The following is a 13,436-nucleotide window of genomic DNA, read 5'->3' as shown; positions in this document are numbered from 1 at the left end:
GTTTCCGTTCCGGATACGGTCTGCCTGGCGCACGCTGCGGCCCGGGCAGAACCGGGAAATCAATTGTCGTCGTCTTCCCCCGCGGTCAGTTCGGCGGCTTTCGAACCGGCGATCCTGGCCACAAGATCAGGCAGGGATTCCACCTCCGTCCAGGTCGCTCCCCGGGAGGCGGGAAGGTCCGCTGATCCCTTCGGCAGGACGGCGCTGTTGAACCCCAGCTTCTCGGCTTCCTTGAGCCTCAGTCCCGTTTGCGCAACCGGTCTGACTGCGCCCGACAGGCTGACTTCGCCGAAATAGACGCAATCGGCGGGAAGGGCAAGTCCGGCGAGCGACGAAACCAGTGCAGCGGCCACAGCCATGTCGGCTGCGGGCTCCGAAATCCGGTAACCACCGGCAATGTTGAGGTAAACATCGTGGCTGCCGAGCCGGACGCCGCAATGGGCCTCGAGCACGGCCAGAATCATCGACAGCCGCGCCGAATCCCAGCCGACCACGGCGCGGCGCGGCGTGCCGAGTGCCGACGGCGCCACCAGCGCCTGGACTTCCACCAGAATCGGCCGCGTGCCCTCGATACCGGCAAAGACGGCGGCGCCCGGCGACTTGGCGTTGCGCTCGCCCAGGAACAGCTCAGAGGGATTGGCGACCTCGCGCAGGCCCTTGTCGGACATCTCGAAGACGCCGATCTCGTCGGTGGGGCCGAAGCGGTTCTTCACCGTCCTGAGGATGCGGTAGTGATGGCCGCGGTCGCCCTCGAAATAGAGCACCGCATCGACCATGTGCTCGACCACGCGTGGACCCGCGATCTGGCCGTCCTTGGTGACATGGCCGACCAGGACCATGGCGGTGCCGGTCTGCTTGGCGAAGCGGATCATGGCGTGCACGCCGGTGCGCACCTGGGTGACGCTGCCCGGCGCGGACCCCGCCATCTCGCTCCACAAAGTCTGGATCGAATCGATGATGACGAAATCCGGCCGCTTGCCGTCGGCGAGCGTCGCCAGGATGTCCTCGACATTGGTCTCGGCGGCGAGCAGCACGTCGGAATCGGCCGCGCCCAGCCGCTGCGCGCGCAGCCGGATCTGCGCCGTGGCCTCCTCGCCGGAGACATAGATGACGCGCTGGCCCTGCCGGGAGAGGGCGGCGGCGGCCTGCATCAGCAGCGTCGACTTGCCGATGCCGGGATCGCCGCCGACCAGCACCGCCGAGCCGCGCACGAAGCCGCCGCCGGTGGCGCGGTCAAGTTCGGAAATGCCGGTGGCAACGCGGGGGGCTTCCTCGATTTCGCCGGACAAAGTGGCCAGCGCCACCGGGCGGCCCTTGCGCATGGCCGTGCCCGGCCCGCCGCCGATGCCGCCGTTGCCGTCATCCTCGATGATGGTGTTCCAGGCGCCGCAGCCGTCGCACTTGCCGGCCCAGCGCGCATGCACGGTGCCGCAGCTCTGGCAGATGAACTGGGTTCGGGTCTTGGCCAAGGATCGGGTTCCTGATTCCGGGTTCGAGTGGAGGATTTGTCAGGCATGTGGATCAATGTCCACCCCGGGCACGCCTCGGACAAGGCGCGGCGATCGTCGGTTCGGGCGAATGTCGGTCGAGGCACTCACGACCGCTTCCCTCAGGCGAAGCGGTCGATCAGCAATTTGGCCGTCTTCATGATCTCCACCACCACCAGCGCATTTCCCACGCTTGTCATGGCATGTTGGCGCAGATAGCGCACCGCTTCTCGCAGTCCCGGCTTGTCGTCCCGGTTGGCAGTCGCATGCGTGGACAATCCGGCCTCCCGTGGTGGCGACCCTGGCAGCAGCAATCAAGGCAGGAATATAGACCTGCAGCCAGTCGTTTTCAAACCCGGCCTTGGTACCACTCGTCGCCAGCAGGATGCAGGCCACAAAGCAAACGGCCGGGACACCGAGCAGCAGCCAGATGTCCGTGTCGTCGTTCTGCTTCTTCGACAGCAGGGCCACGAAGCCGGTGCCGTAGGCGAGCACCACGACTTCGATCCAGGCCGGACGGAGACAGTGGTCGAAGAAATGCGTCGAGACATCGCCGCTGACCACATCGATCAGGGCGAACGTCAGCCCGGCTCCCACCAGAACCGGGACAAACGGAAGAACTCCGCCCAGGATTCGCCGTCTTGCCTGCATGGGTCATCATCCGGGCCGGTGTGGCAGGATCGTTGCCTCTGCCCGCTGAAATTGCAGGCGGGTGGGTTAATCGCGATACTCCCGCGCGCTGCGCCGTCCCATGGCGGTCAGCAGTTCGTAGCCGATGGTGCCGGCGGCACGGGCGGCGTCGTCAAGCGCGATGGCGGGACCGAAGAGCTCGATCCAGGATCCCGGCTCGACGGCGCCGGGCGCCAGGTCGGTCACATCGAACATGGTCAGGTCCATGGTGACGCGGCCGAGCACGGGCACCCTTTCCCCTGCGATGATGCCGTGGGCGCCGGGCAGGCCGGTGCCGCGCAGCGGCACGCCGCTGCCGGAGCCCGAGCGGTGAAAGCCGTCGGCATAGCCGATGCCGCAGACGGCGATGCGGCTGTCGCGGCCGAGCCGGGCGGTGGCGCCGTAGCTGACGCTGTCGCCGGCGCGGGCCTCGCGCAGCACCAGCACGCGGGTCTTGAGCGTCGCCACCACCGCCATCGGGTTGGGCGTGTCGTTGACCGATTCGCCGCCATAGAGCGCGATGCCCGGCCGGGTGAGATCGAACAGCGCATCGGCGCCGAGATGGATGCCGGCGGAATTGGCCAGACTTGCCTCGGCCTGCGGGAAATGGGCGCGCGCGGCGGCAAAGGCGGCGATCTGGGCGGCGTTGAGCGGGTGGGCGGGCGTGTCGGCGCAGGCGAAATGGCTCATCACCAGCACTGGCCGGAACGACGGGTCGGCCGCCAGTCCCGCCGCTTCGGCCGGCGTCACGCCGAGCCGGTTCATGCCGGTGTCGACATGCAACGCGCAGGCTCGGCCGGCCCCGGCGGATCGCCACAGCGCCACCTGGTGCATCGAATTGAGGACCGGGATCAGGTCATGCGCCACCAGAAGGGCCATGGCCCCGTCGAAGGCGCCGTTGAGCACATGGATGCGTGCCTCGGGGAGGGCACGGCGCAGGGCGGCGCCCTCGTTGGCGTCGGCCACGAAGAAATCCCTGCATCCCTCGCGCTCGAGCCGGCCTGCCACCGGGATCATGCCGGTTCCGTAGCCGTCCGCCTTGACCGCGGCGCCGCAGCGCGCCCTGCCGGATCTGGCCGCCATCTGTCGCCAGTTGGCGGCGAGCGCGCCGAGATCGATCGCCAGCCGCGTCGTGGCGGCGGCCGGCATCAGGGAGGGCGGGCGATCCGTCACGGGCGGCTCAATGCTCGTCGTGGGAGAACTGGTCGTAGGATGTGTCGGCCAGGTCGGTGAAGCGGGTGAACTGCGACTGGAAGGCGAGCTGCACGGTGCCGGTGGGGCCGTGGCGCTGCTTGGCGATGATCACGTCGGCGGTGCCGCGCACCTTGGTCATCTTGTCTTCCCAGGCCAGGTATTCCGGCGTCTTGATGTCGGCGGCCACTTCCTCGGCGGTGCGGCGCGGCTCCATGTTGTTGACGTAGTATTCCTCGCGGAACACGAACAGCACGACGTCGGCGTCCTGCTCGATCGAGCCCGATTCACGCAGGTCGGAGAGCTGCGGGCGCTTGTCCTCGCGGCTTTCGACCTGGCGCGAGAGCTGCGACAGGGCAATGATGGGAACGTGAAGCTCCTTGCCGAGCGCCTTGAGACCGGTGGTGATCTGGGTGATTTCCTGCACCCGGTTGTCGCTCGACTTGCCCGAGCCGGTCATCAGCTGGATATAGTCGATGACCAGCACGTCGAGGCCGCGCTGCCGCTTGAGCCGCCGGGCCCGCGCCGACAGCTGCGCGATCGAGATGCCGCCGGTCTGGTCGATGAACAGCGGGATCTTCTGCATCATCTGCGAGCAGCCGACGAGCTTCTCGAAGTCCGCCTCGGTGATGTCGCCGCGGCGGATCTTCGACGACGGGATCTCGGTCTGCTCGGAAATGATGCGGGTGGCGAGCTGCTCGGAGCTCATTTCCAGCGAATAGAAGCCGACGACGCCGCCGTTCTTGGCCTTCATGGAGCCGTCGGCCTGGACTTCCGGCTCGTAGGCGGCGGCGATGTTGAAGGCGATGTTGGTGGCAAGCGACGTCTTGCCCATGCCGGGGCGTCCGGCAAGCACGATCAAGTCGGAATGCTGCAGGCCGCCCATGCGGGCGTCGAGCGAGGTGATGCCGGTGGAAATGCCCGACAGCCCGCCGTCGCGCTGGTAGGCCGCGCCCGCCATGTCGATGGCCAGCGACACCGCGTCGTTGAAGGACTGGAAGCCGCCGTCGTAGCGGCCGTTCTCGGCGAGCTCGAACAGGCGGCGCTCGGCGTCCTCGATCTGGGTCTGCGGCGGCATGTCGAGCGGCGCGTCGAAAGCGATGTTGACCATGTCCTCGCCGATGCCGATCAGCGCCCGGCGCAGCGCCAGGTCGTAGATGGCGCGGCCATAGTCCTCGGCATTGATGATGTTGACGGCCTCGGAGGCGAGACGGGCGAGATACTGCGCCACGGTCATGTCGCCGACCTTGCCGTCGGCGGGCAGGAAGGTCTTGATGGTCACCGGGTTGGCGGTCTTGCCCATGCGGATGATGTCGCCGCCGACCTCGTAGATCTTGCGGTGCAGCGGCTCCTGGTAGTGTTCGGGCTTGAGAAAGTCCGACACCCGGTAGAAGGCGTCGTTGTTGACGAGGATGGCGCCGAGCAGCGCCTGCTCGGCCTCGATGTTGGACGGCGCCTCGCGAAACAGCGGGGTCTTTTCGGCCCGGGCCGGAACTGTGTCGAATTTGCGCGCCGCGTCGTTCATCGGTGGGTCAGCTTTCCTGTCCGGTGGTCCGGATGTCTGTCTATCTGGTTCGGGACCCGACCTTTATCCAAGTCAGGCGATCCTGTCCGGCCAAAAAACCGCGGCTGCGCGTTCATGCGCATCATCCACAGCCTGTGGATAAGTGCGCGCATCAGCGATGGGTTTCGGCTTGACCTCATTCTAGCACGATTCGGGCGGACGGATGTCGCTCACGGCACCAGGTGGACCGGAGGAATTGCGGAATACGGTCTGACCACGGCGTCGAGTGCCCGATCGCGACGGACTGACTTCGAGAGCCTTCAGTATCCCCACAACCCGGCAAGGTCGCGGCCGATCAGTTCTCCCGCCAGCGCGACCTCCGGGGCAAACAGCGTCCTGAGCTCGCCTTTCAGCTCTTCGGAGATTTCCGTCTCGAAGCCTTCGGCGCGATTCTGCCAGTGGGTCTGGTCCGTGGTGACGCCGAGGAAATCCTTTAGCTGCTGCTCCCACACGCCCTTGCCCGCCGCAGGGGTCGGGCCGGTCAGGTCCTCGTAGATCAGCACCAGGATCCGGTCGCGGGGAAAGCACCGGTAATAGCGGCTGAGATGGCTGCCATAGAGGGAATGACGGATGTTCATGGCGGCTGAGTACCAGGTGTTCTCGGCGGGGCTGTGCCCGCCGATTTCGGCCAGGCCGCGCTTCACATAGGACTCGATGTCCAGCGCAAGGTCGGGGCCCAGCGACGTGTCGACCACGCTTTTCATATGCCTGTACTGCGACACCACGCGGCTGACCGGCTCCCTGAGCGTGGCGATGATCCGTGCGTCGGGATTGTAGGACCTTATGCGCTCGGGCATCTGCTCGTTGGAAAGATAGACCGGCGTGATGTCGGCGAGATAGTGCTGCTCGACGGTCGCCTTGGCGAAGGACATGTCGTAGCGTTCCGCGGTGACGCTCGTGTCGATGCCGAAGCCGTTGAGTTCCTTTTCTTCGGGGACAAAGACCTCCTGCGACGCCTGGAGCATGCGCGCCAGGCTGCTGGTCGCGGTCCTCGGCGCGCCGATGCCGATCAGGTTTGCCTGTCTCGAACCGGTCCCCTTTGGCATCTGCTGTCATTCTCCGAAAAATGTGAGGGCATGGCGGCGAAGATCTTCCTGTTGATGCGCCAGGGAGTTCATTGTCGAGTGCGGATCATGCCACTATGGTGTCCCCGATCATAATGTCAAAGAGGCAAGATCATTGGTGACAGAGGCACGGTCCGCCGATGTCCCAGCCGAGGCAAATGGAGAACCGGTTTTTCGTCGCATTTGCGCTCGTGATGTCCTGGTGGCTTTGCTTCTTGGGACGATGGCCTTCGTAATCTACAACGCGAATCTCCGCTCCATCAGTGCAGCGGACAGCTATGCGGCGCGATATCTGCCGTTTTCGATCTGGCAGAATCATGACCTGTCGCTTGATCCGATCCTCCCGATGGTGGCGCAGGGGCGCAAACCGCCGCCAACGCTGGAGAAGGGCGACACCGCGCACTGGATCGTGAAGGTGGCGGGCGACCGATACGTGTCGAAATTTCCCGTCGTCGTACCGGTGGTTCTTGCCCCCCTCTATCTTCCGGCTGTTATCTATCTGAACCGGTCCGGCTTCGACCCGCTGCTGTTCGACCAGGTAGCCCGCATCATGGAAAAGCTCTGCGCTTCCCTGATGGCGGCGCTGTCCGTCGGCTTGCTCTATCTGCTGCTGAGGCGGCGGACCGATCGCGGATGGGCAGTCATTCTGAGCCTGGTCTATGCCTTCGGGACGACGACCTGGGTCATCAGCAGCCAGGCGCTGTGGATGCATGGTCTCGCGCAATTGCTGATCGTGGCCACGATGCTGCTGCTCACCGGACCGGGCACGATGCCGAGGATCATCCTCGCAGGTTTCCTGTGCGCGCTGATCGCCGCCAACCGCCAGCCGGACGCCATTCTGGCCGCGGGTTTGGGCATCTATGGATTGTGGTGGGCCGGCAGGAGGGTGCCGCTGTTTGTCCTCTCGGGCCTGGTTCCGGTCCTGTTGAGCGTTGCCTACAATCTGGTGGTTGTGGGCAATGTTGCCGGCGCCTACGCGGTTCATGTCCCTGCCGAGAATTTCAACGACAACTTCCTGGAGGGTGTGGCGGGCCTGCTCGTCAGTCCGACGCGCGGCCTGTTTGTCTTCTCGCCGTTCCTGCTGTTCATTGCGATCTTCGTTCGGCGGATCGCGCGTGAGCCCTCCGGACGGGGACTGACGGCGGCGGTCGGCTGTGCCGCCCTCGTGCAGCTGCTTCTCTACGCCATGATCGACTGGCGACAGGGCATGTCCTGGGGGCCGCGCTGGCTGACCGACATGCTGCCCATGCTGATGTGGATGCTGCCGCCCGTGGTGACATCGCTGTCGCGGATCGGCCGCGCCGCGTTTGCGGTCGCGTCCCTGGCGGCCATCCTGGTGCAGGGCATCGGCGCCTTCTGGTACACCGGAGTCTCGGAAATGCCGATCATCTCCGCCGCGGGTCCTGACCGGATGCGGCCTGCCTGGGACATTCGCAACGCCGCCTTCATCGCGGAACTGCGCCATCCGCGGGTGCAACCCGACCTCAATGTCGGTCTGCGCGGCAGCATCGATGTGTCCATTGTCCTGCCCGTTGCGCAGGGCGCCGGCGGCGAGGCCGGCAGGCAGATCGAGGTCCAGGGCTGGGCGCTGACCAACAATCACTCTCCAAGCGATGTCGCCGTCCTCATCGATGGCCGGCAGGTCGCGGGAAGCTCGACGTTCTTCTCGCGCCCCGATGTCGAGGCCGCGCTGGGAGAGACGAGCCCGGCGGGGTGGGCCGTCACCGCCCGGCTCGACGGGCTCGGCCCGGGGGACCATATTCTGGCGGTGCTGGTCCGCGCCACGGAGGGAGGAGAGCCGCGGCTGCTCGGGCAGACAACTTTCGTCCTCGAGCCTCGGCCGGAGGCAATCGAGCCTGTGACCGATCTGCCGAGTGCGGCGCGGCGCGCCAGCCAGGTGCTTTCGAGTGGCCAACAGGCGGACGGCTCCTGGTTGACCGTCTACACCGGCGGTACCCGTTTCGAAGAGCCGCGCCTGGAACTCAACACCTATCTCAATGCCATCATGCTCGACGTCGCCGGACCCGTGGCCGAGGCGGCGGGTCTCGAGGACATGCTGGCGAAAACCCGCGGGTTCCTGTCCGGCCAGATCGAGCAGACCGGCCTAGTCCGGTATCACGGACGCCCCGACGCCGCCACCATCGGCAGGCTCGGCTGCGTGATCACACCCGATTCGGACGACACCGCCCTGGCATGGCGGGTGACAGACGGAGGCAGCGCGGGCCAGCTCGCGTCCGTGCTCGCCACCCTGAAGCAGTACCGGAGACCGGACGGACTTTACAGGACATGGCTTGCGCCGCGGGACCAGTACCGGTGCCTGGATCCGGGACAGGACCCCAATCCGGCGGATGTCGGAATCCAGATGCATATATTCCAGTTTCTGGACCAGGTGGACCAGCCGGCAGCCCATGCCCTGTGCCGGGCGCTGTCCGCCAAGGCCGGCGACGACGACATCTGGGTCTATTACGCCGGTGCGCCGGTGATGGTGATCCTGCGGCTCGCCGACCTCGAGAAGGCCGGTTGCCTGCCGCAGTTTCCGCAGGCGCGCCTGCGCACGGACGTTGCCGGCCAGTACATCTGGGTGCGGGTCGCGGGCGAAATCCGAAGGATCGAAGCCGGCGAAGTCTCACATGAAGCCTACCGACAAACGGCGAGGCTGCTGGAAGACATTGCCGAAGATGATTTTTCCCTGCTAAGCCGGAGCCCACCGCTTCTCTATCACAACGACCTGAGCGCAACCGTCCGGCGTTTCTACTGGTCCCAGGATATCGGCTATGCCCTCTGGTTACGGCTCTATTTCGAGAACGAGCGCACGCTCTCGGCGCTTCCGTGCGATTCGGCCGGCGCTGGTGGGAAGTGCGGCGGAAAATGATGCTGATCGCCGGTGAGATGCGCCGTCGGGCGACAAAGACCCTGTCGCGCTGGCTCTCCTGCATCCGCTTCGATGAAGTGGCGGCGCTTCAGGCAACGCCGTTCATCGGCGCGGTGCTGGCGATCGGCGCCTTTTCGGCGAGCCACGTCTTCGCCCTTGCGCTGCTGATCGCCGGCAATGTCTGCCTGGTTGCCCATGTCTTCGTTCTCAACGACTGGGCCGGAACCGACGGCGATCTCATGGATCCCGACAGGGCGGGCCGCACATTTGCCTCCAGGGGGGTGACGACCGCGGAAGCCGGCTATGTGGCGGCGGCATTGCTCGCGGCCAGTCTGGTCTTCTTCGCGCTCATCAGCGCGACGGCCCTGGGTCTGGCGATCGCCATTGCCGGGCTGAGCGTCGCCTATTCCGGACCGATCCTGGGTCTCAAGGGCGTTCCGCTGTTCAATTCCGGCCTGCATCTCCTTGGCGGGCTCACGCATTTTCTGCTCGGTTACGCGGCATTCGGCCCGATCGATGCGCGGGGCGTGCTGGTGGGCTGCTTTTTCGGCTTGGTGTTCACCGCGGGCCATTTCACCCATGAGGCACGCGATCATGATGTGGATCTGGTCAACGGCATTCGCACCAACGCAGTGGCATTCGGCAAGACCCGGAGCTTCATGGCCGGGCTTGTCCTCTTCATCGCGTCCTATTGCTTCATCGCCGCGCTGGCTGCGCTCGGCTATGTCCCGTTGCCGCTCGTTCTCGCCGCTGCGTTCATTCCGCCGCATCTGTGGGCGTCCCGCCGCGCCGTTCGGACCGGACTGACCCCCGACAGCCTGCGCCGGCTGCAGCGGCTCTACCGGGCATTCTTCGCCATCATCGGCATCGACATGATCGTGACGGTGGCCTTCTTCTGACCGCTCCTGGCCGTTTCCAGCGCCATAGCCCCTGACGGCTTCGAGGTTTCATGCTTTCCATCATCATGCCTGTCTACAATGAAGCCGAGACGCTGCCACACGCCTTGGCGCTGGTGAGCCAGTCCCTGCCGGGCGTGGCGAAGGAAATCATCATCGTCGACGACGGCTCCACCGACGGCGGCCGCGAGTGGCTGCAGGCCAATTTTCCGACCGGCCTTCGCCAGGCCGCGTCCATGGCGGTCGATGCCGCTGGAAACCTCGTCTTTGCCGACGAGCCGTCGCTGGCCCCCGTTACCGTGCGGCTGTTGCATCACCGGTCCAACAGCGGCAAGGGCGCGGCGCTGCAGACCGGACTGGCTGCCGCGACGGGAGACGTCATCGTCATCCAGGACGCCGACCTGGAATACGATCCCGCCGATTGGACGGTGATGCATGACCTTGTCGTCCAGCGCCGGGTCGCCGATGTCGTCTACGGCTCCCGGTTCTACGGCAGGCCGCATCGGTCGCTCTATTTTCACCACTATCTCGCCAACCGCTTCATCTCGCTGATGTTCAATCTTCTCTACAACCAGACGCTCACCGACATCGAGTGCTGCTACAAGATGTTCACGCGCGACGTGCTCGACCAGTTGCATCTGACCTGCAACGATTTCGGCTGTGAAATCCAGATCAGCGCCCAGATAGCGCGCGCGGGGCGCTGGCGCATCTACGAGACCGGCATCAGCTATTTCGGCCGCACCTACGAGGAAGGCAAGAAGATCGGCTGGCAGGACGGCGTCAAGGCAATCTGGTATCTCCTCCGCTTCAGGATGTTCAACTGACTGCCGGCCGGGGATCGCCATGGTCCGGTCGCGCTCTGCCAGACCCTCAGGTCATGCGTCAGGCAGGCGGGATGAGCCCTTCCGGCTGTCGGCGGACCGCATCCTGTCAGCCGGATTCGGGATGCGGACGGCGACGCCGCCGGGTCATCGCGGGGAAGCCGGGCTGAACTTCTTCAACTCTGCCTCGAGTGTGCTCGCGTACTCCTCCGCGCGTGTGCGTGCGCGCTCCAGTCCACGGGCGTATTCGGCGGTGGCTTCGCTGGCCTCCCGAAGTTGCGCCAATGCCTGCTCCAGCGAGGTCGCGTAGCGCGCGGCCTCCCTGGCCGCTCCCGAGCGCTCTTCCAGCGCGGCCTGCAGGCTCTTGATATATCGGCCGGCTTCTGCGCTCGCGGCATTGCTGCCGCTGGCCATCATGGCCCCGGCGACGCTTCGCTCCAGGGCCGCCTGCAGTCGTGTCTGGTCCAGGCTCAGGTTCAACCGGGTCTGCTCCAGCTCGCTGCCGATCAGATAGTCGGAAAGCGCCGACAGGGTCGAACACGGCAACGTGTCGATCGTCGAGGCAATGACGCGCGCGTTGCTGTAGGCCCGGGTCGAACGCAGCATGCTGCCGGCGCGTATCCGGTACCAGAGCAGGGCTTCAGGCAGGCTGACGATGCGAAAGCCGGACGTGGCGATGCGAAGGTGCATCTGCCAGTCCTCGTAGCTGACGCCATGGATCTCGTGGAAGCCGCCGACCGTCTCGAAGACACGGGTTCTGTAGATGGCCGAACTGTCTCCGTAACAGTTGTGAATGGAACCGAGAAGCGTCGGCCCCGCCGAGAAATACTGCTCGGTTCCGTTGCCATGCGCCGCCGCATCGGGCGGTCCGGACTCGTCGGAGAAATGCTTGAGGCCGAAGGTCACCACGTCGGCGCCGGATATTCGAACGGCCCTGCGGAGGGTGCGCACCATGTCCGGAAATGCCACATTGTCGTCATCGAGCAGGATGACGAATTCGGTCGTCGCCGCTCTGATGCCTGCGTTGCGCGCGGCGCCGAGGTACAGGTTCTCCTGCCGGACCAGTTTCAGTCCGAGCGACCGGTACCGCTCCTCGATCGTGTCCAGATATTTCCGCGCCGCCTCGCTCCTGCTGCCATCGTCGACCACGACAACGCAAAACCCCTTCTCGCTCTGTTGCAACAGCCCCTGCAGGCATTGCTCGATCAGCTCCGGCTGCTCGTGATGGGTGATGATGACCGTCGTGTCGGTGGGCCCGGCGGGAGGAGGGGGATCAATCACGGCCCCGCAATCCGCCTTCAGGAGCTGCTGGAGGATCCCGTGCCAACCGCCGTCGCCACCCGCGCTGTCCTTGAGTGAGAGCACCATCTTCGGGTTCCATCCAAGATCGGTCATCCACTGGCTGCTCGCCGGATGCGGCAGAATGATCGAATCGGCGAGCTCGGCGGTGGTCCTTTCCAGGTGTTCGATGCCGATCTTGACGAGGTCCGACAGGAATTCGCCATTGCACCGTCTGAGCCAGCCGGAGCCTCCCGTGGCCAGGACAGCCAGCGACACGTCGGCGAAAGCCAGTCCGGCATGCTTTGCGATCGCGCTGGCATGGCCCAGGCCGCCCCGGTCCTGGAAGACGATCGCCTCGAAATGCTCTGCACGAAGCTGCCGGAACACCTGGATTGCAGGAGCCAGGAAGGACGGCTGGATCGAAGGTCCCGCAAGGTCGACTGTCTCGACGGCAAAACAATGGCGTGCGGCGAAGGCCTCGAAGGCTGCCGCATCCGCGGTGCTCAAGACGCCGATGTCGAGGATGGCAACGTCGATGTCGGCGGCGACTGCGGTTTCGAGGACGGCCCTTGCGGGTCCTGCCGCGTGGGCCGGCTTCCAGTACTGCTCGCCGACAAGGCACAGCTTCCTTCGGCCCGTGCCCCGGCGCATGAGGCGCAGGCGGGGAGGTTCGGACGCTGGCTGCTCGAAAGGGTGCTGAATCTGGCTGTGCACATCGTCGAAGGACTGCCTCACCGCGGCAAGGACGACAGGGTCGGGGACGCGGCCTTCAGCGGCCGCGCGCAGTTCTGAATAGACCGGCGCGATCCATGCCGACCACACGCCCTGGCGGGACTCAAGGTCTTCTGCCTCGCAGTGGTGGCGGAGAGCGGGTGCCAGGAACCTGTCGACTTCAGGGGCCGCCTCCGCAATGGATGTCGGCCACGCGATGGCGAGCTCGTGACCCAGGCGGGACGCCACCGATCTCCAGTCGCCGAGCAGGGCTGAATAGTCGGAGAACGCCCTGTCGACGCTGCGCGAATAGTCCTCGGCCGCGAGATTGTAGCGCAACCACAGCAGGCCCCCGCGCACCAATGGCCAGGCCTGGCGGTCTCCTGCCAGGCCTTGCCGCCGCGCCAGCGAGAGTGCGGCCTCTGCCGGATTGCGTGACATGACGACGGTGACACAACGGATATCAAGCTGCGCCAGCGCCGCGCGCCACAGCGGAAACACCAGCGAGATGCGCGGGTCCTTGAGCACGAAAAGCGGTTCGTCGCCGTATTCATCGACGATGAGAGCTGCCAGCCTGGCGACGAATGCCTGGGCCACGGGCGTCTGCAGCCATTCGCGTGTGGGACCATGGACATCGTTGACCGACGATTGTGCCAGATCCAGGATCTGGTCGTTGATCCGGATCGCGGCCTCCGGTTCCCAATGGCCGGTCTCGTTTCCTGGTCCCGCCGCAAACAGGTTGCGCGGCAGGGCCGCGCCGAGGAGGCTGAGCATACGCGTCAGCGCGGATGTGCCACTGCGATGCGCGCCCAGGACGACGATGGCGGTTCTGCTGGTCATAAGATCTCCCGGAATGAGGGCTTCGCGCTCGCCCGCGATT

Annotated in this window: 9 protein-coding genes; 3 read left to right on the top strand and 6 right to left on the bottom strand. The window is 65.6% G+C overall.

The genetic code is table 11. The features are described from left to right. Positions 1 to 59: 59 nt before the first annotated feature. The 5 genes from radA to DFR52_RS15460 all read right to left on the bottom strand — a co-directional run bounded on the left by radA (position 60) and on the right by DFR52_RS15460 (position 5,957). Positions 60 to 1,469, bottom strand: a complete 1,410-nt coding sequence (radA, locus tag DFR52_RS15475) for a DNA repair protein RadA (protein WP_110032918.1) — start codon at positions 1,467 to 1,469, stop codon at positions 60 to 62. A 39-nt stretch (positions 1,470 to 1,508) separates the two neighbouring features. Continuing rightward, the gene (locus DFR52_RS24310; RefSeq protein ID WP_146215620.1) at positions 1,509 to 2,138 is read right to left on the bottom strand and encodes a hypothetical protein; all 630 of its coding nucleotides are present in this window, start codon (positions 2,136 to 2,138) and stop codon (positions 1,509 to 1,511) included. Positions 2,139 to 2,204: 66 nt separating this feature from the next. After that, positions 2,205 to 3,305, bottom strand: a complete 1,101-nt coding sequence (gene alr, locus DFR52_RS15470; protein ID WP_110032917.1) for an alanine racemase — start codon at positions 3,303 to 3,305, stop codon at positions 2,205 to 2,207. Between the two features lie 31 nt (positions 3,306 to 3,336). Further along, positions 3,337 to 4,872, bottom strand: coding sequence for a replicative DNA helicase (locus DFR52_RS15465; RefSeq protein WP_110032916.1), 1,536 nt, complete (start codon positions 4,870 to 4,872; stop codon positions 3,337 to 3,339). Positions 4,873 to 5,171: 299 nt separating this feature from the next. Beyond that, the gene (locus DFR52_RS15460; protein ID WP_110032915.1) at positions 5,172 to 5,957 is read right to left on the bottom strand and encodes a sulfotransferase family protein; all 786 of its coding nucleotides are present in this window, start codon (positions 5,955 to 5,957) and stop codon (positions 5,172 to 5,174) included. Between the two features lie 220 nt (positions 5,958 to 6,177). Between DFR52_RS15460 and DFR52_RS24525 the strand changes: the two genes are divergently transcribed. From DFR52_RS24525 to DFR52_RS15445, 3 genes are read left to right on the top strand one after another with little or no spacing between them, the layout of a single operon-like run. Beyond that, on the top strand, positions 6,178 to 8,847 hold the full coding sequence (locus tag DFR52_RS24525) for a hypothetical protein (RefSeq protein WP_158284975.1): 2,670 nt from the start codon (positions 6,178 to 6,180) through the stop codon (positions 8,845 to 8,847). Continuing rightward, the gene (locus tag DFR52_RS15450) at positions 8,844 to 9,746 is read left to right on the top strand and encodes a UbiA family prenyltransferase (RefSeq protein ID WP_110032914.1); all 903 of its coding nucleotides are present in this window, start codon (positions 8,844 to 8,846) and stop codon (positions 9,744 to 9,746) included. Before DFR52_RS24525 ends, DFR52_RS15450 begins: the two co-directional genes overlap by 4 nt. A 50-nt stretch (positions 9,747 to 9,796) precedes the next feature. Then, positions 9,797 to 10,567, top strand: a complete 771-nt coding sequence (locus tag DFR52_RS15445; protein ID WP_110032913.1) for a glycosyltransferase family 2 protein — start codon at positions 9,797 to 9,799, stop codon at positions 10,565 to 10,567. Positions 10,568 to 10,711: 144 nt separating this feature from the next. On the opposite strand, the gene DFR52_RS15440 is transcribed toward DFR52_RS15445, so the two are convergent. After that, positions 10,712 to 13,396 carry a glycosyltransferase gene (locus tag DFR52_RS15440; protein WP_110032912.1) on the bottom strand — a complete coding sequence of 895 codons (2,685 nt, stop codon included), beginning with the start codon at positions 13,394 to 13,396 and terminating at the stop codon, positions 10,712 to 10,714. Positions 13,397 to 13,436: the final 40 nt, after the last annotated feature.

The organism is Hoeflea marina (genome assembly GCF_003182275.1).
Classification (GTDB): domain Bacteria; phylum Pseudomonadota; class Alphaproteobacteria; order Rhizobiales; family Rhizobiaceae; genus Hoeflea; species Hoeflea marina.
Note: the sequence above shows the minus strand (reverse complement) of the source record. Positions and strands in the feature narration are given on the sequence as shown.

What these genes read in the sequence shown, in the direction of transcription:
- DFR52_RS24310 (WP_146215620.1), bottom strand. Translation starts at nt 2,138, where the DNA reads ATGCAGGCAAGACGGCGAATCCTGGGCGGAGTTCTTCCGTTTGTCCCG.
- DFR52_RS15450 (WP_110032914.1), top strand. Translation starts at nt 8,844, where the DNA reads ATGATGCTGATCGCCGGTGAGATGCGCCGTCGGGCGACAAAGACCCTG.
- DFR52_RS15445 (WP_110032913.1), top strand. Translation starts at nt 9,797, where the DNA reads ATGCTTTCCATCATCATGCCTGTCTACAATGAAGCCGAGACGCTGCCA.
- alr (WP_110032917.1), bottom strand. Translation starts at nt 3,305, where the DNA reads ATGCCGGCCGCCGCCACGACGCGGCTGGCGATCGATCTCGGCGCGCTC.
- DFR52_RS15460 (WP_110032915.1), bottom strand. Translation starts at nt 5,957, where the DNA reads ATGCCAAAGGGGACCGGTTCGAGACAGGCAAACCTGATCGGCATCGGC.
- DFR52_RS15465 (WP_110032916.1), bottom strand. Translation starts at nt 4,872, where the DNA reads ATGAACGACGCGGCGCGCAAATTCGACACAGTTCCGGCCCGGGCCGAA.
- DFR52_RS15440 (WP_110032912.1), bottom strand. Translation starts at nt 13,396, where the DNA reads ATGACCAGCAGAACCGCCATCGTCGTCCTGGGCGCGCATCGCAGTGGC.